Origin of the sequence: Corynebacterium sp. MSK204 (assembly GCF_030229885.1) — a bacterium.
GTDB lineage: Bacteria > Actinomycetota > Actinomycetes > Mycobacteriales > Mycobacteriaceae > Corynebacterium.
In genome coordinates this window covers 109,229-129,166 of record NZ_JASPGQ010000001.1, presented here as the reverse complement: position 1 = coordinate 129,166, position 19,938 = coordinate 109,229, and the positions used below count along the sequence as shown (strand labels likewise).

Sequence of the window (19,938 nt, the reverse complement as noted above, 5' to 3'; positions counted from 1 at the left end):
TCACTTCCCCAGTTAGGCCACTTGTGTACCGGTAGAATTGGAAGAGACAACAAGGTAGACAACCTAGGAAGTGGTCAGAATGTCTCGATCTACTCTCACCCGCGCTATCGCTGCTGGCGCCGGTATAAGCTGCATGCTCTCGCTGGCTGCTTGCGCTAGCCCCAGCGATGACGAGGCCGCCGATGCCTCATTTGCCACGCAGGAGGAATCAACCAGTTCCACCGCTGAGTCGACCACGTCTGCGGCAAAGAAATCAGAGCCTACCACCACGACCACTGCCGATGACCCAACCAAGACGGTAGAAGACACCGCCCCGTTAAGCCATCATCAGCAACAAGCGCAGGGCAATGATCCAAAACCTGCTTTTGGCGGTATGGGCACGCCCTCCCTCGAGGATCAGCGCCACCTACCTCCTGGATTGGGTGGCCTCGTCCCCACCGGGATCCGAGTAGCCGCGCATGACTCTTTTACCCGCGTCGTGGTTGATCTTGAAGGCGACGGAGAAGCAGGGTGGTTTACTACCTATACGGATCAGCCCGCCCACCAAGCATCGGGGCTTCCGGTCGAGGTCAAAGGCGCCACTTTCCTCAACCTTGGTATCGAGGGCACCCCGTGGCCATCGACGCCGGAGTTAGAACAAAGGTTTATGGATACTGGCATCACACCAGGTGCCGGTGTCGTGCAAGAGATCAACTACACCACCACCTTCGAGGCGCAAACGCAGTTGGTCATCGGGCTAAAGAAGCAAACGCCTTATTCCGTGACCTTCCTGCAAAACCCCAAACGCCTTGTGCTTGATTTCCAGAACTGAGTGATCACGGCGCAGGCATAGAAAATGGCCCTGTTTCCCACCATATTCGGGAAACAGGGCCACTGCTCTAAAGGGCGCCTGAGGGATTAGTCCTCAACGGGCACTAGGGAGATCTTGCCGCGGTTATCAATATCCGCGATTTCTACCTGTACCTTATCGCCAACGTTAACGACATCTTCGACCTTCTCAATGCGTTCGTCCCCACCCAGGTTGGAGATGTGGATCAATCCATCGCGGCCAGGGGTCAAGGAAACGAAGGCGCCGAATGGAACGGTCTTGACTACCGTGCCGAGGAAGCGCTCGCCCACCTTGGGCAACTGTGGGTTGGCAATGGAGTTAACCTTTTCAATCGCAGCGTCTGCGGCTTCGCCGGTGACCGCAGAGATGTAGACCGTGCCATCGTCTTCGATCGAGACATCAGCACCGGTATCTTCGGTGATCTGGTTGATGGTCTTGCCCTTAGGGCCGATGAGCTCACCGATCTTGTTGACCGGAATCTTCACCGAGGTGATCTTCGGGGCCAGGCCAGACATCTCATCTGGGGAATCGATGACCTCTGCCATGGTTTCCAGAATGGTGGCGCGGGCATCGCGGGCCTGCTCGAGTGCCTGGGCCAAGACCTTAGACGGAATGCCATCGAGCTTCGTGTCCAGCTGCAGCGCGGTGATGAATTCGGAGGTGCCCGCAACCTTGAAGTCCATGTCGCCGAAGGCGTCCTCGGCACCGAGGATATCGGTCAGTGCGACGAACTTTTCCTTGCCCTTGACCTCACCGGAGACCAAGCCCATGGCGATGCCGGCTACCGGCGCCTTGAGCGGAACGCCCGCGTTGTAGAGGGACAGGGTGGACGCACAGACAGAGCCCATGGAGGTAGAACCATTGGAACCGAGCGCCTCAGAGACCTGACGGATGGCATACGGGAAATCCTCGCGCGACGGGATGACCGGAAGCAGGGCGCGCTCGGCGAGCGCACCGTGGCCGATTTCGCGGCGCTTGGGCGAGCCGACGCGGCCGGTCTCACCGGTAGAAAATGGCGGGAAGTTGTAGTGGTGCATATAGCGCTTGGACTCAATCGGAGTAAGCGAGTCGATCTGCTGCTCCATCTTCAACATATCCAGGGTGGTGACACCGAGGATCTGCGTCTCGCCGCGCTCGAACAAGGAAGAACCATGTGCGCGTGGAACCAAGTCAACTTCGACGGACAGATCGCGGATATCGGTCAGGCCGCGGCCATCGATGCGGAAACCATCGGTCAAGATCTTGCGGCGCACGATCTTCTTCATGACCTCGTTATACGCAGCGCGAATCTGCTTGGAAGCCACTGCCTCTTCCAGGTCAGCAAATTGCGGCAGCAGATCTTGTTCGACCTGCTCCATGTGTTCGTTCGTGGCCTCGTCGCGCTCCTGCTTGCCCGGAATGGTCAGCAAGCTCTCCAGCTTCTTGGAAGCGGCCTTTTCCACGGCGGCGAAGACATCGTCTTCATACGCCGGGAAGAGCGGGAACTCCTGGGTCTCCTTGGCGGTGCGCTCTGCCAGGCCGTTCTGGGCTTCACACAGGGTCTTAATGAACGGCTTGGCTGCCTCAAGTCCTTCGGCGACGGCGGCTTCTTGCGGTGCCGGGGCGCCATCGGCAATGCGCTCTGCAACGTTGGTGCCGGCGCCAGCTTCCACCATCATGATGGCGACGTCTTCTTTACGCCCCTTGGAAACGATGCGGCCGGCCACGACCATCTCAAAGAGCGCGCGCTCGTGCTGCTCGTGGTTCGGGAACGCCACCCACTGGCCACCAGGGTGCTTGTCATCGGCGATGAGCGCCATGCGCACGCCGCCGACGGCGCCGGAGACCGGCAGACCGGAAAGCTGGGTTGCCGCAGACGCGCCGTTGATGGCTACGACGTCGTAGTACTCTTCCGGGTCCTGCGACAGGACGGTGATGACCACCTGCACTTCATTGCGCAGGCCCTTGACAAAGGTGGGGCGCAGCGGGCGGTCGATGAGGCGGCAGGCCAAGATGGCCTCGGTGGAGGGACGCCCCTCGCGGCGGAAGAAGGAGCCGGGGATCTTGCCGGCTGCGTACATGCGCTCTTCCACGTCCACAGTGAGCGGGAAGAAGTCAAAGTTCTCGCGCGGCTGGTTCGAGGCGGTCGTGGTGGCCAGCAGCATCGTGTCATCGTCGAGGTACGTGGTTACGGAACCATCTGCCTGGCGGGCCAACTGGCCGGTTTCGAAACGTACCGTGCGGGTGCCAAAGTCCCCGTTGTCGAGGACAGCGATAGCTTCGGTAATACCGAATTCTTCATCGATATTGAACTCTACGGAGTTCTGAACGCTCATCTAGTAATTCTCCTTGAGTGCTTTAGGCGATCGTCGGTGCCGCCTTTTCCACATTGTTTTGACAACGGTGAAAATTCTAACAGAGATTCCGCACTTTTGAGCTACGGCGACCGCAATCGCCCCTGCTCCCTACAAGGTTTAAGAGGGTATAAAACCACTAATTCCCCTTGCCACAGGGCAAGGGGAAAAATTCGGCCGCAGCCGCGTCGCAATTAGCGGCGCAGGCCCAGGCGGGAAATCAGGTCACGGTAACGATCCACGTTGTTTTCTGCCAAGTACTTCAGCAGGCCACGACGACGACCAACCATCAGCAGCAGACCACGACGGGAGTGGTGATCGTGCTTGTGGAACTTCAGGTGCTCCGTCAAAGTGTTGATGCGGGAGGTCAGCAGGGCAACCTGTGCCTCGGGGGAACCGGTGTCGGTCTCGTGCAGGCCGTACTCCTTGAGGATTTCGGCCTTCTTCTCAGTGGTCAATGCCATGAGTATTTCTCCTTTATTTCAGTCCACACTATTCTTCAACGCGCAGCGCCGCCGTTGCGAGCTCCGCGTGCCGCAACTGTCGTGAACCACAGTCGCTAAGCCAACTGGTCATCTTACAGCCAATTAGCACGGCAAATCAAAACGCTGCGCTACTTGGCGCCCACCGTGCGGAAAAGTTCTTCGAGGCGGTCTACAAATTCACTGACAAACCGCTCGTTATCCACGCCCACGGCGACCTTCGCGGTCGGTTCCTGGCTCAGCCTAGTTTCATCCGCGATGGTGCGCCCGCGGGTGGGGCCTTCGGTATCGGTTTTCATATTGGTCTCGATGACTTCCACCAAGGAAGGATCTGCGGCTACCGCCACGGCCAGCGGATCGTGCAGACCGCAGCCGGCCAGGTGAGGAGCCGTGGTGGCATAAGCGCGGATATAGTAATCCACCATATCGGCGAAAATCTCGCCCGCGGCCGTTCCGGTTGCCCGCCAGCGCGCGGTTTCCTTTTCCGTCAAGAGGGTGCGCAGGGTGACATCAAGGCCCACCATGGTGACATCTTGGCTGTGGCGGAAGAGGTAATCGGTGGCATCCGGGTCCTGGGAAATATTGGCCTCTGCCCACGCGGAAACATTGCCGGGAACGGTCAGCGCCCCGCCCATCATGACAATGTGGGCGTTGGTGGCAAAGGAGGCATCGGCAAGCATGGCCTGGGCGATGGTCGTGGACGGGCCGGTGGGGATAATGACGAGTTCATCGCCGTAATCGCGCACGGCCTGCACGAGGAAATCCGCGGCCGGCTGCGTGTCCTCGGTCTTATCGGACGGGCTAAGCGCGACCTCACCCACGCCATTCTGGCCGTGGATGAAGGCCGAAATCTCGCTGGGCTGGAAACCGTCCGGGCTGGGGCCAGCAAAGACCGGGATATCGGGCCTATCCAGCAGCTCCAGCAGCGCCAGGGTATTGCGCACCGCCAGTGGGACGGTGACATTGCCATACGTGCAGGTCACCCCAATGAGCTCAAGCTCTGGGTGGGCTAGGGCATACGCCAAGGCCAGGGCATCATCAATACCGGTATCAAGATCGAGGATCGCCTTCATTTACTTCTCCTTTAAGAAATAGTCTTCGCTATTGCAGCCCTGCGCGCGGGCATCGGCAGCCAGCACCGTGCGGGCGGCAGCGACGTCCTGGGCCATGGCCTCCAAAAGCTCATCGACGGAGTGAAACTTCACCATATCCCGCAGGTGGCCCACGAATTTCACGGTTGCCTCATAGCCATAAAGATCGGCATCGCGATCCAAGACAAAGGACTCCACGGAGCGCTCTTCATCACCAAAGGTGGGATTCGTGCCCACGGAAATCGCCGCGGCGTAGGCCACTTCAGGTTGCATGTCCCCGTCGAGGGGCGATTCGGAATGCACAATGAACCACCCCGCATACACCCCATCCGCGGGAATGGCTACGGTATCTGGAAAGTACTGGTTGGCCGTGGGAAAACCCAGCTCCTTGCCGCCGCGCCCCGCGCCGCGCACCACGGGTCCGGTCACGGTAAAGTGCCGGCCAAGCGCCCAATTCGCCGATTCTATATTGCCCCGGGACAGGCTCTGGCGAATGTAGGTGGAACAAATCTGCACGCCGTCTTCATCCAGCAGCGGGATGATATCGACGCTAAACCCAAACTCCTCGCCCAGCTGCCGCATGGCTTCCGCGGTGCCGCTGGCCCCTGCGCCGAAGGTGAAGTTCTCCCCCACCACCACGTGCTGTGCATGGAGTTTTCCCACCAAGAGGTCGCGCACATAAGGCCGTGGCTCCACGCCATCGAGTTCCTTGGTGAAGTCAATGACAAGTACCATCTCAATGCCCATTTCTTCCGCGAGCTCTAGCCTGCGCTCGAAGCTCACCACGGATAGCGGGGCGCGCTCCGGCAAGAAAACGGAGACCGGGTGCGGGTCAAAAGTCACCATGACGGGGACCTGATTATTCGCCCGCGCATGCTCCACGCAGGCAGAAACGAGCTGCTGATGGCCGCGGTGCAAGCCATCGAAGACGCCAATGGTTACCGAGGTCGGCCCCACATCCGCGGGGATGTCATCGATTCCGTAACAAATATCCACGGAATCCATCGTAGAGCATAGACTTGTACCCTATGACTGATGCGCTCGCACATTCCGGACTTGTCATCGTTGATAAGCCTGCCGGCATGACCTCCCACGATGTTGTTAGCCGCCTACGCAGGTATTTCCACACCAAAAAGGTCGGCCATGCCGGCACCCTGGATCCCATGGCGACAGGGGTGCTAGTCCTCGGCATCGAACGCGGCACCAAATTCCTCGCGCACATGGTCGCCTCCACCAAGTCCTATTCAGCCACCATCCGCCTCGGCGCTTCTACCACCACCGATGATGCTGAGGGCGAATTTCGCTGGGGCAAGCCTGCGGCCGCGCTGCACCGTTCCGCCATCGAGGCCGAAGTTGCCGCGTTAACCGGCGATATTATGCAAAAGCCCGCCGCGGTTTCCGCCATCAAGATCAAGGGCAAAAGGGCGCATGAATTGGTGCGCGAGGGCAAAGAGGTAGATATTCCCGCCCGCCCGGTCACCATCCACAGCTTTGACATTCATGACCTGCGCACCGAGGGCGATTTTGTTGACCTCGATGTATCCGTGGAGTGTTCCTCCGGCACCTATATCCGCTCCTTGGCGCGCGATATGGGCGAAGCCTTGGGCGTCGGCGGGCATTTAACCGCCCTGCGCCGCACAACGGTGGGGCCCTTCGCGCTTGCCGATGCCCACCTGCTCGCCGATCTTGCCGAAAACCCCCGCCTCTCCTTAAGCCTCGATGAGGCGCTCAAGCGCAGTTTCCCCGTCCTGCCCGTCACCGAGGACGAGGCCGCCGCCTTAGCGATGGGCAAATGGTTAGAGCCGCGCGGGCTGTCCGGGGTTCATGCGGCGGTAGCCCCCAATGGCCAGGCCATCGCGCTCATTAAGGAGAAGGGAAAAAGGTTGGCTACGGTCTTTGTGGCACGGCCGTCCACCCTCTAAGTCAGTGGCTGAGGGCATTGATCGAGGCGATCTGAGCGGGTTTCCGGTCAGGCTGAAAAATCAAGGGCCGGAACCAGCGTGGAAACCACGACATAACCGCCTTCTAGGATCCACTTGCCGGTGATAAACGGCACTGGCGTGGGGCGGGCCAGGATATAGGAAATGAAGGTGCCATCCTCGCGGATATCGATCTCCGCTTGATCGAAATCCAGCCACCGATGCGTCATGGGAAACCACGCCTTATAGGTAGCCTCCTTGGCGCAAAATAGCAGGCGGTCTGGGCAGTGCACCCCCGCCTTTTCTAGGCGGGGCAGCTGCTGCATTTCCCCGGCTCGGGCGATCATGGTCAACACGTGTTCGGGCAGGCGCTGCGCCGGCTCCGCATCAAGGCCAATGGAGCGAAAATCCGTAGTGGAGGCTACCACTGCTGCGCGCATGCCCTCCGTATGGGTCATGGATCCAATAAATCCTTCGGGCCACAGCGGCATGCCCCGCTCGCCGCGCATAATCGGGTTAGTACCTGTAAAGCCCAGCTCGCGCAGGGCCTGGTGCGCACACCAGCGGGCATCGCCAAATTCGGACTTCCGGATATCGACCGCCTGCGAGACTATGGACTGTTCTTTTGGGTCGAGCTGCTCATAATTGAGCAGGTCGGACTCGCGAGCATCCGTGCGCACATAGCAATACCGGGTAGTTTCTGGGAATAGGTCGGGATACAGCATTAGTCCACCTCACCAAACGTCGAGGTAACTGGGTATGGCCACGGGATACGGTGGGGCTGGTTACGCCACTCGCGCGGATAGCCCAAAGAGACTTCGATATGGTCTACCCCATCCACATTCATCTTGGAGGGCGTGTGCAGGTGTCCGTAGATGACCGCTTCTGCCTTGTACCGCCGCGGCCACGAGCGCGTATGCCGCGAGCAGCTCCACAGGGCGATTTCCGGGAAGCGCAGCACCATCGTGGGCTCTTGCACCAGCGGCCAGTGGTTGATCAAGATGGTTGGGCCCTGCACTCGGGATAAACGCTTAATGGAATACGCCAAGCGGTCCCAACACCAGGCGCGCACATCTACAAAAGGTGCGATAGCTACCTCATCGGTCATGACAAGCTTTTTGGCGCGCGCCTGTTGCACCGCTTCTTCCACCGAGGTCCCCGGTGGGCGGAAGCTGTAGTCATACAGGGTAAAAAGCGGCACGATCGTTATCCCGTTAAAGACCGGGTAAGGGTCCTCCGGGGTGATAACGCCGATTTCCCGGCAGGCGGCAACCAGGTGGTCGTATTTTTCGCGTCCCTTGTACTGGTCTTGGGAACGGGAAAATAACTCGTGATTGCCCGGCGCCCAAATAACGGTGTCATAGCGCGCGGCCAAATCGCGCAAGATGCGCACGATGAGCTCGCTGCGCTCTGCGACATCGCCTGCCACAATGAGCCAATCGGCGGGATCTGGTGGGGCTAGCTCTGCAATGCGCGCAAAATTTTCACGGATCGCGCCGTGCAAGTCTGCAACTGCCCATAACGTTGGCATTACCGCTCCCACCCGCCTTGCTCATCATCGTTACGGAGTTTCCGCTGTAGTTAAATCTGTAGTGCTGTTGCTACTCGTCATAGTCACTGTAGCGCAGCTATTACTCTGCTACTACGGCCCATTTCATGGAATAGAAGCGGTAGACCACGCCGATGAGGCGGAAAGTAATGAATGCGGCCAAGCCGCACCACACACCGGTAAGGCCCGTGCCCATGGCATGTGCGAGGAGCACGCCGGGCAAAAATCCCAAAAGCACAGAGGCAATGGTCAGGCTGCGCAAGAATGCCGCATCCCCTGCCCCCAATAGGACGCCGTCAAGGGCAAAGACCACGCCGCCGGCGATGACCATGCCGACCAGGATCCACCACGGTTGGCTCATGGCATCGATGACCTCCTGCGAGGATGTAAAGACGCGCGGGATAACCCCGACCCCGGCGGCGAAAACCAAGGCGAGGAAGGCTGAGAAGATGGTGGAATACATCACTACCTTGCTTCCCACGCTGCGCGCGTGGCGGGCCGAGCCGGCGCCCAAGGCCGCTCCGGTCAAGGCCTGAGCAGCAATGGCCAAGGAATCCAAAATCAGCGACATGAAGTTCCACAGCTGCATCATGATTTGGTGGCCGCCCAACGCGGCCGTGCCCACGCGGGACACCACGGCCGTTGCGGTAAGAAAGGCCACCTGAAAGCTAGCGGAGCGCAAGATAAGGTCACGTCCCAAGATCAGCTGTTTACGCACGATGTCCCACCGGAACTTCCACGAACCTTCGTGCTGTTTATACAGCTCGCGCACGAAAAGACTTGCGATAATGCTCATTCCCAAGACGGTGGCAATGGCAGACCCGGCAAGGCCCCACCAGTACACGAATGCAGGCACGGCAATGGCGCCGGGAATCATTCCGGCGAGGGTGAAATAGAGCGGCTTCTTGGTATTTTGTACGCCGCGCATCCAGCCATTTCCGGCCATTTCCACGAGTGTTACGGGAATGGCCAGCGCGGCGATCCGCAGCCACAGCGCGGTGCCGGCCGCCGTGGTGGGATCTCCGGTAAGCCACCGGGCAAATACGCCGCCGAAGATCCACATAATAATGGCCAAAAGCCCGCCGACGCCTACAGCCACATAGGTTGCTTGCACGCCTTCTGCTACGGCCTCGGCGCGCTTTCCAGCGCCAAACAGGCGGGACGAGCGGGCCGTGGTGCCGTAGGACAAGAAGGTCAGCTGCGTGGTCACCACGGTATGGATCGTGGTTGCCGCGGCGAGCGAAGCCAATTCCTGGGCACCCAAGCGCCCCACCATTGCGGTATCGAGCAGGAGGTAGAGCGGCATCGCGGCCAGGACGCCAAGCGCAGGAAACGCGAGGCCAAAGACCTCGCGTGCGCTTACTGTCGTGGGGGTTGACTGCCTAGTGCTCATGGATGGCACTCACCAGCTCCGCGACGATGCTTTCTTCGCTTCCTTGTGTCATGTACCCGGCAGCGGGAATATGCCCGCCGCCGCCGAATTGGGCTGCCAGGGCCGCGCAATTGATCGTGGTCGAACGCAGCGATACCGCCCAGATCCCGGGCGACTGTTCCTTAAAGACCACACCCAACTGCGTGCCCTCAAGGGCGCGCACGAAATCCACCAGGGATTCCACTGCAGAGTCCGAATGACCTTCGATATCGGCCAAGCCCGCGACGAGGATGCCCACGCCCATTTCACCAGCATGTTCAATGCGCAGCCCTGCGAGCACGCGGCCAACCATCTGTAGATCATCGGGAGTCGTGGCATCGAGTAAGTCCGTGGCAATCTGCTTGGTATCCAGGCCATAGCGCATCAAGCGCGTAGCCACATCGTGCATGGCGGGCCTGCCCCAACGAAAGCTACCCGTATCGGTCAAAAGCCCAGCGTACAGGCAGTGTGCGATGCTGCTTTCGATTTGCACCGACAGCATATCCAGGATGGTCAATATGGCCACCGTGGTGGACTCGCACTCTGAGTCAACCAAGTTTACTGAGCCAAATCCGAGATTGGACGAGTGGTGGTCGATGCACAGCACGCGCCCTGCCGTCACCAGTTGGGCGATATCTGCGGAAAATAGACCGGTGCGATCGATCGACCCGCAATCCACGGTGACATAAAGGTCATAGCCCTGCGGTAACTCCCGCATGACCTTAACCTGGTCTGCGCCGGGAATGGAGTAAAGATTAGGCGCAAAGTCCCTATCCTGGCCGATGACCGCGCAGGCTTCTTTCCCACTTTGTTGTACGGCTAAGAGCAAAGCCGTGGCCGACCCAATGGCATCGGCATCCGGGCGCAAGTGGGTAATAATACAGATGCTCTGCGCGCCAGAAATGGCGTCGACGGCGCCCTGATATTCCTTGCGGGTCACTTAAGCCTCGTCTTCATCGGAGGTCTTATACGGATTCGCCTCGCCCGCGGGCTGAGCGTTTTCCTTCAACTTTGCTAGCTCTTCATCGCGAGCACGAGCGCGCGCCAAGAGTTCTTCCATGTGCGCGGAGGCCTCTGGGACAGTATCGAGCTCAAACGTCAGGGTTGGGGTAAAGCGGACGGAGAGCTGATCGCCAACGATCTTGCGCAACTGCCCCTTCGCGCGCTTGAGTGCTTCCTCAGCCTGGTCATAATCGGGTTCTGCCTCGATATCGTGGCCACGCACCGTGTAAAAGACGGTAGCGTCATGCAAATCACCGGTGACGCGAGCATCGGTCACGGTGACCATCTCCAGGCGGCGATCCTTAATCTGCAGCTCAATGGCACTAGCCACGATTTCCTGAATTCGTTTTGCTAGCCGCGCCGCGCGTGCGTGATCGACCATGAGAACCTCCAAGCTAAAGGGGAAAATTTATTCCTAAATTACCGTGTCGCGGTATCAGAAACTACCAGTTTAGTTACTCACCGCACCCAATGGAAACCGCTTGAAAACCTCACCGCGAAAACGCTAAACGGCCCGCTCTACCTGCCGCACCTCGTGGCCTAACTCCAAGGAGAAAGGCCCTCAAGGTGGGCACGTACAGCGGGCCGACACTAGCAGCGACTAGTCGCGCGGTACCTCGACTTCTTCATAAGCCTGGATGATATCGCCTACCTGGATATCCGGGTAGGACAGCACCATACCGCACTCATAGCCGGCCTTGATCTCGGTCGCGTCGTCCTTCTCGTGACGCAGGGACTCGATCTTGGCATCGGTAGTAATGACGTTGTTATCGCGGAGCAAGCGAACCTTGCCGTTGCGGACAACCTTGCCATCGGTGACCATACAGCCTGCGATAGTACCCACCGAGGAGGACTTGAACAGGGCGCGGATTTCGGCCGCACCGGTGTCGCGTTCCTCGTAGATCGGCTTGAGCATGCCCTTGAGAGCGGCCTCGACTTCCTCGATGGCCTTGTAGATAACCGTGTAGTAGCGGATATCCACGCCCTCTTGGGTAGCAATCTCCGTGGCCTTGCCTTCCGAGCGCACATTGAACGCAATGATGACGGCATCGGAAGCGGCGGCCAAGGAAATATTGGTCTCCGTTACGGCACCAACACCGCGGTCGATGATGTTGAGCTCGACTTCGTCCTCGGTCTTGATATCCAGCAGGGCATCTTCCAGCGCCTCGACGGAGCCGGCGTTGTCGCCCTTGAGGATGAGGTTGAGAGTCGAAGTCTCCTGCAATACCTTGTCCAGATCCTCCAGGGACACGCGCTTGCGCTGCTTTGCCTGCAAGGCAGAACGCTTACGAGCATCGCGCTGGTTGGCAATCTGGCGGGCCACGCGGTCATCATCGACCACGAGCAGGTTATCGCCAGCACCCGGCACGCCGGACAGGCCTTGTACCTGTACCGGGCGGGAAGGACCGGCTTCCTTAACGTCCTCGCCAAATTCATCGAGCATGCGGCGCACGCGACCGTGCGCATCGCCTACCACGATGGAATCGCCGACGTGCAGCGTACCGCGCTGGACGATGACCGTAGCCACAGGGCCGCGACCGCGGTCCAGGTGGGCTTCGATGGCCACACCCTGGGCATCCATCTCTGGGTTAGCCGTGAGCTCAAGGGCGGCATCGGCAGTCAGGATGACAGACTCCAGCAACTGGTCGATGTTCTGGCCCTGCTTAGCAGAGATATCAACGAACATCGTGTCGCCGCCGTACTCTTCAGGCACCAGGCCGTACTCCGTGAGCTGGCCACGGATCTTCTCCGGCTGGGCCTCCGGCTTATCCACCTTGTTCACAGCCACGACAACCGGGATATCGGCAGCCTTGGCGTGGTTGATGGCCTCAACCGTCTGTGGCATGACGCCGTCATCGGCGGCGACAACCAAGATGGCCAGGTCGGTGGACTTCGCACCACGGGCACGCATGGCGGTAAACGCCTCGTGGCCAGGGGTATCCAGGAAGGTAATGGTGCGTTCGCCATCCACGTCAACCGTGGTCTGGTAAGCGCCGATTCCCTGGGTAATACCGCCGGCCTCGCCGGCTGCCTCATTGGTCTTACGGATGGTATCCAACAGGCGGGTCTTACCGTGGTCAACGTGACCCATGACGGAGACGACTGGAGGGCGGTGTTCGAGGGCTTCTTCGCCGCCTTCGTCCTCGCCGAATTGCAGGTCGAAGGACTCGAGCAGCTCGCGGTCCTCGTCTTCTGGGGAGACGACTTCTACCTTGTAGTTGATCTCGTCACCGAGCAGCTGCAGCGTATCTTCCGATACGGATGCGGTTGCGGTGACCATTTCACCAAGGTTGAACAGTGCCTGCACCAATGCTGCTGGATCGGCACCGATCTTCTCCGCGAAGTCAGACAGCGAAGCGCCGCGGCGCAGGCGGACGGTCTGCCCCTTGCCATCTGGCAAGCGGACGCCGCCTACGACGTGCTTCTGCTGCTCTTCAAACTCATGGCGCTTTTGTCGCTTCGACTTCTTGCCCTTGCGTGGTGCGCCACCTGGACGGCCGAATGCGCCAGCGGTACCGCCGCGACGTCCACCGCGTCCACCGCGGAAGCCGCCGGGACGACCGCCGCCTGGGCCACCTGGGCCTCCTGGTCCACCGTGGCCACCGCGACCGCGGCCACCGCGTCCCCCACCGCTCGGTGCCTTGGACGGCATCGAGGCTGGGTTTGGATGCGAAGGCATCATGGCAGGCGATGGACGACGTCCGCCGCCACCCTGGCCTTGGTTCTGATCCTGGCCCTGACGGTTATTGCCACCTTCATTGCGGCCGCCGCGCTTTCCACCGCGGTTATCGCCGGGGCGGTTGCCGCGCTGGCCCTTAGAGCCACCGGGGCGTGGGCCTGGGCGGTTGTCTCCCCCACCCGTGGAAAATGGGTTATTGGCCACGCGGCGGGATCCGCCGGGCTTAGGCATCGGTCGCGGCATGGCGTTGCCTGGGGTCGGGCGCTCGCCCGACTTCTTGGCATCGCCTTGACCTGCGTTCTGGCCTGGCTTCGGTGCACCTTGGCCGGGCTTAGGTGCTGGCTTGGAAGCAGCGGCGCCTGGCTTTGGTGCTGCCTGACCTGGCTTGGGGGCAGCCTTAGCGGACCCTGCACCTGGCTTCGGCGCAGCGTCGGATGGCTTCGGTGCCTGTGCACCTGGCTTAGGGGCGCCGGGCTTTGGCGCAGCGGATTTCGCGCCGCCCTGTGCACCTTGACCTGGCTTCGGCGCAGGCGATGCCGGCTTCTTGGCGTTGCCCTGGCCGGGCTTAGCGGGCTTGGCAGCCTTCTCAGTCTTGTCTACCTTGCCTTCGGTGGCATCGCCACCGGACTGTGCTTCATAGTGAGCACGCATCTTCTTGACCACCGGTGGTTCGATGGTCGAGGATGCGGTTTTGACGAACTCGCCTTGTTCCTTCAGGGTGGCGAGCAGTTCCTTGCTGGTTACTCCGAGCTGTTTTGCCAACTCGTGAACACGTAGCTTTCCGGGCACTTGTCTCCTCTTGGTATCGCCTAGGAGCCAAGGCCGCGAAAAACTGGCCTGACTCCTAGTTAAACGTTCTGGACTTTCATCGCTGATGCTTCATCGTTGTGCGCTCATCAGTGTTCGGTCTTCCTTTTTAACTCTGGTGTGTACGAATCTTGTGCAGCTTGTTCCGCACACGGTACTTTTTCGCCCTGTACATTTTCGCACTGTGCTTCCAAGTACCTACGTACCTGACCTGTGTCCACGGATGCGGACGTGCGGAGCGCGCGCTTGAAAGCATGTTTGCGCTCAGCTAGCTCGAGTGCAGAAAGCGTGGGGCTAATCCATGCGCCACGGCCAGGAAGCCGCCGGAATGGATCCGCCACCGCGCGGCTGCCGTGAGGATCATTGGCATCAATGACCACCCGCAGCAGCTCCGTATCGGGCATGCGGCGACGCGTAGCGATGCAAGTACGAAGCCGTTGAGTCTGCGACATCCAACTCCTTAACTTTCGCTGCGTCTACATGTCCCTTTCTGCATCTGGGCCGTTTACTAGCCTACGCTATATATCCGCATTTCCTTAATTCGCGTCCGCGTCTGAATGAATATCGATCTTCCATCCGGTCAAACGGGCGGCTAGGCGCGCGTTCTGGCCTTCTTTACCAATGGCAAGGGACAGCTGGTAGTCAGGGACGATGACGCGCGCCACCTGCTCCTCGCTATCGAGCACGGTCACCTTGATCACCTTTGAAGGAGCCAGGGCATTGCCCACATACACGGTGGGATCTTCGCTGTAATCGATGATGTCGATCTTTTCGCCACCCAGCTGACGCATGATGTTATTCACGCGCTGGCCGCGCGGGCCGATGCACGCACCCTTGGCGTTCAGGCCCTTCGCGTGGCCGATGACGGCGACCTTCGAGCGGTGCCCAGCTTCGCGGGCGATGGCGATCATTTCCACGCTGCCATCCGCAACTTCCGGAACCTCCAGTTCAAAAAGCCCGCGCACCAGCTCCGGGTGGGTCCTGGACAAGTTGATCTGCACATTGGCACCATTGCGGTTTACTCCCACCACATAAGCCTTGATGCGGTCACCGTGCTGCAGCTTTTCCCCGGGGATTTGTTCTGCGGGAAGCAGGATGCCGTCCTGCGATTCCAGCTCGGAGCCGAGCTGGACCACGACGATGCCGCGGGCATTGGCATGCGCATCGCGCTGGACGATGCCACTGACAACGCGCCCGCTCAGCTCCGAATAGGAATCAAAAGTGCGCTCAGCTTCGGCCTCGCGCAGCTTGCGTAAAATGGCTTCGCGCACGGCACGTGCACCCACGCGGCCAAAGTTATCCGGGGTGTCATCGTACTCACTGGTTACTTCCCCGGTTTCGGGGTCGCGCTCGGTAACGATGACGCTGACGGCACCGGTAGTGGTATCGATGTCTACCCGGGACTTGGCGCCTTCGGCCTTGCCCTCCGCGGTGGATTCGCGGTAATCCAGGTAGGAATACAACAAGGCACTTGCAATCGACTCCAACAGGTCATTGACTGGGACCTGCCGTTCGGATTCGATGGTGCGAAGTGCCTCAAGATCAATATTCACTTGTCTATCCTCTCGATTGCCGGTTAGCTCTCGGCTTCTGCAAATGGCTGGTGCACGGCGTCTAGCTCACGTTGTGATGGCTGTGCAAACTCAATTTCTACCACTGCGTGGGCAATGTTTTCCAATCGCTCCACTTCTGTATGAACCTCGTTTTTCTCAGAGGTGATAAGGACAACGGCATCTTCGTCCGCGTTGAGTGCGCCGATGCGCGCGGTATGGCTCTTGTCGTCGCCGCGATTAAAGGTCACCTTCCTCCCCTTGTTGCGGCGCCAGTGGCGCGGTGCAGTCAACGGCAAATCCACACCGGGGGTGGAGACCTCCAAGGTATATCCAGCACCAAAATTCAGCTCGCCCACAGCCTCTAGTTCATCGAAGAAGGCCGAAATATCGTCGGAGACTTCCTCTAATACGTCGGAGCTGGGACGCCTATCGCCATCGATGCGGATGATGACCTGTGATTTCTTTCCCGCCTTGGTGGTTTTAATATCCTCCACGTCGAGCCCGCGGGCTTCTAGGCGAGGTTGGAGCAAATCAGTTAATTGTTGTGCATCTGGGAAAGCCATGCCCACTAGCCTACGTCCTTCAAGGTACAGTCTTTTGGGTGAACCGCCGACGTATTGCTTTAACCTGTGTAGCCTCGACTGCCGCCCTGCCCGCACTCGCGGGCTGTTCCGCGGTCGATTCCGTCGTCGACTATTTTGGCCCGCGCCCAGAAGACGCGCTCGAGCGCCTTGCCGTGGCCGCCGCTAGCGATAGCCTCGCCCTCCAGGGCGTCGATGATGCGGCCGCGGATATGCGCAGCTCCCAAGCCGATGCGCTGTATGAGGAGATCGCGCGCCTCTGCGGCACCGATGACCAAGGAAACCTCCCGCACAGCTGTGAGGTGGAACGGCCCACGCAGGCACCGCCGGCCCCAGATTCCTCCCAGGTACTAGAAGAAGCCGCCTCGGCCACCACGGAAGCCGCCGATGAAGTCAGCTCTGAGTCGCGGCCGATAGTTACCCAACAGGCCATCACGCTTAATGCTTGGCTGCCTGGCGATGCCCCCGATATCCCCACGCTCTCCCAGCCGCACCGCGAGAGCGCGGCTGATTTGTTGCAGTGGGAATACGAGCAGGTCTTTGGCCTGGATTTCGCTCGGGCTTATAGCGAACCTGCTGCCGAGGGGCGCATCGATACGCTTTTAAGCCTCCATCATCGCCGCATCGACCAACTGCAAGAGGCGCTTAGCCAAAATGGCGAGGCTCCCCAGCCGGAGCCTGCCTATTCCTCCGGCGCAGCCACGCTTCCCAGCGATGCGGACTCCGCTGCCACCTTCCTCGATACCTTGGTTGAACGAGACGCCGACAAATGGCACGCGGCCGCGGTGGCTGCCGCACAACAAGAAAGCCCAAACCAGGAGTGGCTGAACTGGTTAATCGGCACCGCCGCCGAAGCCAAGGCCGCATAGTTCCCGTTTTTCCCACCGCGCCTACCTGAACATTCACTGTCCGGTGGGCAGCGAAAAATCAGCGAATTATAGGCCGATATTCATTGATAATTCGTCCAACCCCTACGTAACTTGGTGGATTACGTGCTTGATGGAGATTCCACAAGCCCAAAACACAATGAGAAGGAGTGCTTTCTCAATGCGTACTAAGAAGACCTTGCTTACTATGGCCGCAGCTACGTTGGGCATCGCCGGCATTGCCGCACCAGCCGCCAATGCAGCCCCGGCGAGCGCCTGGGACCAAGTCGCCGCGTGCGAGTCCGGCGGTGACTGGCACATCAACACCGGCAACGGCTACCACGGCGGACTGCAGTTCTCCCAGCAAACCTGGGCCGGTAGCGGCGGCACCCAGTACGCGGCTACCGCTGACCAAGCCACAAAGGAGCAGCAGATTGAAATCGCTGAAAATGTTCTTGCAAACCAGGGAGCTGGCGCATGGCCTAATTGCGGCGGCCCCGTGGCTGGCTAAACCTCTTCCGCCCGCAGCGGTCGCGTGATGCTGCGCTAGCGGCGGCATCACGCAAGCTACCGACCCCCGATTTCCTCTGGGTATCTATTTTCTTGGACAATTGGGGAGTCGGTTCTTTTTGGTTTTATGTCCTACCCTGCGCGATCTTCCATGCGTAGCGAATCAACGGAATCTGCAGCGGCAACCGAATGATGTGATACAGCTTCTTCGGCCATCCCGCGTCGCGCTCGATCCAGGCGTGGTACATATTCGCCGGCCACACGGCAAGAAATAGCGCCGCGGCTGACGCGCCACCGGACTCGCGAGTGGCGCGTTCAGTGAGCAAACAGCCGGTAGCTATTTCCCAGGCGCCGGAAGCAAAGTTATACAACCGCGGCGAGCCCGGCAGCTGCGGCGGCACGATAGATTCAAAATTTTTAGCGCGCAGGAAATGCAGCGTGCCCATCGTAATAAGGGCCATGGGGAGCACGTATTTATTAAGTCTCATGCTTCCCCAGGCTACCTTGCCCCTGCTTATGAGCGCTGGGCCTTGGCGCGGTGCTTTAAGTTAAGCCCGCACAAGCTCGAGGAGTTTATCCACGATTTTCTCCGCCGGAACTTCCAGAGTTTCCTGCCCGCGGATGCGCAGCTCAATGATGCCGTCTTTGAAGGCGCGTCCCAAGATGGCCACAAAGGGCATGCCAAGTAACTCTGCATCTTTGAACTTCACGCCCGGGGAGACCTTGGGGCGGTCATCGAAAAGCACCTCAAGGCCTGCCTGGGATAGCTCTTCTACCAGCTTATCGCCGGCCTCCATGGCCGCTGCATCCTTATTCGCCACCGCCACGTGCACTTGGTACGGCGCCACCGCCACCGGCCAATTCAGGCCCTTTTCATCGTGGCGCTGCTCTGCCAGCACGGCCAGCATGCGGGAGATGCCGATGCCATAAGAGCCCATCGTGGGGATGGCGCGCTTGCCGTTTTCATCGAGGATTTGCACGTCAAAGGCCTCGGTGTACTTGCGGCCCAACTGGAAGATGTGGCCCAGCTCGATGCCTCGCTGCAAGGCCAAGGTGCCCTGGTTATCCGGTGCGGGATCGCCCTCTTTGACCTCTGCTGCTTCCACGAACTCATCGACGTGGAAATCGCGGCCGGCCACGCAGCCCACGACGTAGCAGTTTTGCGCATCCGCGCCGGTGATCCAGGAAGATCCCTTGACCACGCGGGGATCGGCAAAGACCTTCACGCCATTGGAGTTCAGCGCGCGCGGGCCCACAAAGCCCTGTTCCAAGAAATCGTATTGCGCATAGATCTTATCGCTTGCCAGGGTGAATTCTGCCGGTTCCAAGGCCGCTTCAAGGCGCTTGGGATCTAGTTCGCGGTCGCCCGGGATCAGAATCGCCGCCAATTCCTTCTTCTCTTCAGCATCCTCTAGCGCCGGGTGAGTTACCTCCACCATGACGCACTTGAGGATATCCGCGGCCCGAGCCTCATGGCCGTCGACCGCTATGTCCTCGGTCTTCGCCCAGTGCACCAGCGCTTCAATGGTGGCGGCATCCGGGGTACGATATTCCTTTGCCGCGGGCTGACCCGCAATGTCCTTTTCTGGGGGCGCTTGGGTCACGACCGCCTCTACATTGGCCGCATAATCGCCTTCGGTGGAGCGAACAAAAAGGTCTTCGCCCACCTCAGAAAGCGCCAAGAACTCCTCGGAGGCGGATCCGCCCATCGCGCCAGAAGTGGCCTTACAAATGGCGTAATCGATTTCCAAGCGGTCAAAAATATTCTGATATGCCTTGCGGTGACGGGCGTAGGAGGAGTCTAAGCCCTCATCGTTCATATCGAAGGAGTAGGAATCCTTCATCACGAACTCGCGCCCGCGCAGCACCCCGGCGCGGGGGCGTTCCTCATCGCGGTACTTCGTCTGAATCTGATACAGGGTGACCGGGAAATCCTTGTACGAGGAGTACATGTCCTTTACGGCATTGGCAAACATTTCCTCGTGTGTTGGCCCCAGCAGCAGGTCCGCATTCTTGCGGTCCTGCAGCCGGAATAGGTTGGGACCGTATTCCACCCACCGGTTGGTCTTTTCATAGGGCTCGCGCGGTAGCAGCGCTGGGAAAAGCATCTCTTGCCCGCCAATGGCATCCATTTCTTGGCGTACCACGTCTTCAATCTTGCGCAGGGTGCGCAGCCCTAATGGCAGCCAGGTATAAATGCCCGGCGCGACGCGGCGCACGTAACCGGCACGCACCAGCAGCTTGTGGCTGGGGACCTCGGCATCGGCTGGGTCCTCGCGAAGGGTGCGGAGAAATAGTTCAGAAAGGCGGGTAATCATGGTCAAA

General features: G+C 59.7%; 19 protein-coding genes. 4 read left to right on the top strand and 15 right to left on the bottom strand.

Features of this window, described 5'->3' with window-relative positions; all coding sequences use genetic code 11:
- Positions 1 to 79: 79 nt before the first annotated feature.
- A complete protein-coding gene (locus tag QP908_RS00620) occupies positions 80 to 811 on the top strand; it encodes an AMIN-like domain-containing (lipo)protein (protein WP_239269512.1) in 732 nt (243 codons plus the stop codon).
- An 86-nt stretch (positions 812 to 897) separates the two neighbouring features.
- On the opposite strand, the gene QP908_RS00615 is transcribed toward QP908_RS00620, so the two are convergent.
- From QP908_RS00615 to QP908_RS00600, 4 genes are all read right to left on the bottom strand, one after another.
- Positions 898 to 3,144, bottom strand: a complete 2,247-nt coding sequence (locus QP908_RS00615; RefSeq protein ID WP_239269511.1) for a polyribonucleotide nucleotidyltransferase — start codon at positions 3,142 to 3,144, stop codon at positions 898 to 900.
- Positions 3,145 to 3,356: 212 nt separating this feature from the next.
- Positions 3,357 to 3,626 (bottom strand): 30S ribosomal protein S15, encoded by a 270-nt coding sequence (gene rpsO / locus QP908_RS00610; RefSeq protein WP_005278802.1) that lies wholly within the window; start codon positions 3,624 to 3,626, stop codon positions 3,357 to 3,359.
- Between the two features lie 149 nt (positions 3,627 to 3,775).
- Positions 3,776 to 4,717 carry a nucleoside hydrolase gene (locus QP908_RS00605; protein ID WP_239269510.1) on the bottom strand — a complete coding sequence of 314 codons (942 nt, stop codon included), beginning with the start codon at positions 4,715 to 4,717 and terminating at the stop codon, positions 3,776 to 3,778.
- A complete protein-coding gene (locus tag QP908_RS00600) occupies positions 4,718 to 5,740 on the bottom strand; it encodes a bifunctional riboflavin kinase/FAD synthetase (RefSeq protein ID WP_239269509.1) in 1,023 nt (340 codons plus the stop codon).
- A gap of 23 nt (positions 5,741 to 5,763) precedes the next feature.
- Between QP908_RS00600 and truB the strand changes: the two genes are divergently transcribed.
- A complete protein-coding gene (truB, locus tag QP908_RS00595) occupies positions 5,764 to 6,657 on the top strand; it encodes a tRNA pseudouridine(55) synthase TruB (protein WP_239269508.1) in 894 nt (297 codons plus the stop codon).
- Positions 6,658 to 6,704: 47 nt separating this feature from the next.
- Here truB and QP908_RS00590 read toward each other — a convergent pair whose 3' ends face one another.
- The 9 genes from QP908_RS00590 to rimP all read right to left on the bottom strand — a co-directional run bounded on the left by QP908_RS00590 (position 6,705) and on the right by rimP (position 16,219).
- Positions 6,705 to 7,379 carry a 4'-phosphopantetheinyl transferase family protein gene (locus tag QP908_RS00590; RefSeq protein ID WP_239269507.1) on the bottom strand — a complete coding sequence of 225 codons (675 nt, stop codon included), beginning with the start codon at positions 7,377 to 7,379 and terminating at the stop codon, positions 6,705 to 6,707.
- On the bottom strand, positions 7,379 to 8,185 hold the full coding sequence (locus QP908_RS00585) for a metallophosphoesterase family protein (protein ID WP_284771447.1): 807 nt from the start codon (positions 8,183 to 8,185) through the stop codon (positions 7,379 to 7,381). The genes QP908_RS00590 and QP908_RS00585 overlap by 1 nt, the downstream gene beginning before the upstream one ends.
- A gap of 100 nt (positions 8,186 to 8,285) precedes the next feature.
- Entirely contained in the window at positions 8,286 to 9,596 is a 1,311-nt protein-coding gene (locus tag QP908_RS00580) for an MATE family efflux transporter (RefSeq protein WP_239269505.1), read from the bottom strand.
- Positions 9,586 to 10,554: a DHH family phosphoesterase gene (locus QP908_RS00575; protein ID WP_239269504.1), complete on the bottom strand. Its 969-nt coding sequence runs from the start codon at positions 10,552 to 10,554 to the stop codon at positions 9,586 to 9,588. The genes QP908_RS00580 and QP908_RS00575 overlap by 11 nt, the downstream gene beginning before the upstream one ends.
- The gene (gene rbfA / locus QP908_RS00570) at positions 10,555 to 10,998 is read right to left on the bottom strand and encodes a 30S ribosome-binding factor RbfA (protein WP_005278773.1); all 444 of its coding nucleotides are present in this window, start codon (positions 10,996 to 10,998) and stop codon (positions 10,555 to 10,557) included.
- A gap of 219 nt (positions 10,999 to 11,217) precedes the next feature.
- Positions 11,218 to 14,085, bottom strand: coding sequence for a translation initiation factor IF-2 (gene infB, locus QP908_RS00565; protein WP_284771446.1), 2,868 nt, complete (start codon positions 14,083 to 14,085; stop codon positions 11,218 to 11,220).
- Positions 14,086 to 14,192: 107 nt separating this feature from the next.
- Positions 14,193 to 14,555 (bottom strand): YlxR family protein, encoded by a 363-nt coding sequence (locus QP908_RS00560; protein WP_239269502.1) that lies wholly within the window; start codon positions 14,553 to 14,555, stop codon positions 14,193 to 14,195.
- An 84-nt stretch (positions 14,556 to 14,639) separates the two neighbouring features.
- Positions 14,640 to 15,656, bottom strand: coding sequence for a transcription termination factor NusA (gene nusA / locus QP908_RS00555; protein WP_239269501.1), 1,017 nt, complete (start codon positions 15,654 to 15,656; stop codon positions 14,640 to 14,642).
- A 23-nt stretch (positions 15,657 to 15,679) separates the two neighbouring features.
- A complete protein-coding gene (gene rimP, locus QP908_RS00550; protein ID WP_239269500.1) occupies positions 15,680 to 16,219 on the bottom strand; it encodes a ribosome maturation factor RimP in 540 nt (179 codons plus the stop codon).
- 38 nt (positions 16,220 to 16,257) lie between these two features.
- On the opposite strand from rimP, the gene QP908_RS00545 reads away from it, so the two are divergent.
- Together QP908_RS00545 and QP908_RS00540 are read left to right on the top strand one after the other, a co-directional pair.
- Entirely contained in the window at positions 16,258 to 17,106 is an 849-nt protein-coding gene (locus tag QP908_RS00545; RefSeq protein ID WP_239269499.1) for a DUF4439 domain-containing protein, read from the top strand.
- A 178-nt stretch (positions 17,107 to 17,284) separates the two neighbouring features.
- Entirely contained in the window at positions 17,285 to 17,614 is a 330-nt protein-coding gene (locus QP908_RS00540; protein WP_370657795.1) for a transglycosylase family protein, read from the top strand.
- A 124-nt stretch (positions 17,615 to 17,738) separates the two neighbouring features.
- Here QP908_RS00540 and QP908_RS00535 read toward each other — a convergent pair whose 3' ends face one another.
- Both QP908_RS00535 and QP908_RS00530 read right to left on the bottom strand, forming a co-directional pair.
- A complete protein-coding gene (locus QP908_RS00535) occupies positions 17,739 to 18,101 on the bottom strand; it encodes a DoxX family protein (protein WP_239269498.1) in 363 nt (120 codons plus the stop codon).
- Positions 18,102 to 18,161: 60 nt separating this feature from the next.
- Complete coding sequence (locus QP908_RS00530) at positions 18,162 to 19,931, bottom strand: proline--tRNA ligase (RefSeq protein ID WP_284771445.1); 1,770 nt, start codon at positions 19,929 to 19,931, stop codon at positions 18,162 to 18,164.
- Positions 19,932 to 19,938: the final 7 nt, after the last annotated feature.

Bases quoted from the DNA above. Each gene is read 5' to 3' on its own strand.
- QP908_RS00540 (WP_370657795.1), top strand. From the start codon at position 17,285: ATGCGTACTAAGAAGACCTTGCTTACTATGGCCGCAGCTACGTTGGGC.
- QP908_RS00600 (WP_239269509.1), bottom strand. From the start codon at position 5,740: ATGGATTCCGTGGATATTTGTTACGGAATCGATGACATCCCCGCGGAT.
- truB (WP_239269508.1), top strand. From the start codon at position 5,764: ATGACTGATGCGCTCGCACATTCCGGACTTGTCATCGTTGATAAGCCT.
- QP908_RS00585 (WP_284771447.1), bottom strand. From the start codon at position 8,185: ATGCCAACGTTATGGGCAGTTGCAGACTTGCACGGCGCGATCCGTGAA.
- QP908_RS00605 (WP_239269510.1), bottom strand. From the start codon at position 4,717: ATGAAGGCGATCCTCGATCTTGATACCGGTATTGATGATGCCCTGGCC.
- QP908_RS00560 (WP_239269502.1), bottom strand. From the start codon at position 14,555: ATGTCGCAGACTCAACGGCTTCGTACTTGCATCGCTACGCGTCGCCGC.
- rbfA (WP_005278773.1), bottom strand. From the start codon at position 10,998: ATGGTCGATCACGCACGCGCGGCGCGGCTAGCAAAACGAATTCAGGAA.
- QP908_RS00580 (WP_239269505.1), bottom strand. From the start codon at position 9,596: ATGAGCACTAGGCAGTCAACCCCCACGACAGTAAGCGCACGCGAGGTC.
- rimP (WP_239269500.1), bottom strand. From the start codon at position 16,219: ATGGCTTTCCCAGATGCACAACAATTAACTGATTTGCTCCAACCTCGC.
- QP908_RS00590 (WP_239269507.1), bottom strand. From the start codon at position 7,379: ATGCTGTATCCCGACCTATTCCCAGAAACTACCCGGTATTGCTATGTG.
- QP908_RS00615 (WP_239269511.1), bottom strand. From the start codon at position 3,144: ATGAGCGTTCAGAACTCCGTAGAGTTCAATATCGATGAAGAATTCGGT.
- QP908_RS00620 (WP_239269512.1), top strand. From the start codon at position 80: ATGTCTCGATCTACTCTCACCCGCGCTATCGCTGCTGGCGCCGGTATA.
- QP908_RS00530 (WP_284771445.1), bottom strand. From the start codon at position 19,931: ATGATTACCCGCCTTTCTGAACTATTTCTCCGCACCCTTCGCGAGGAC.
- rpsO (WP_005278802.1), bottom strand. From the start codon at position 3,626: ATGGCATTGACCACTGAGAAGAAGGCCGAAATCCTCAAGGAGTACGGC.
- QP908_RS00535 (WP_239269498.1), bottom strand. From the start codon at position 18,101: ATGAGACTTAATAAATACGTGCTCCCCATGGCCCTTATTACGATGGGC.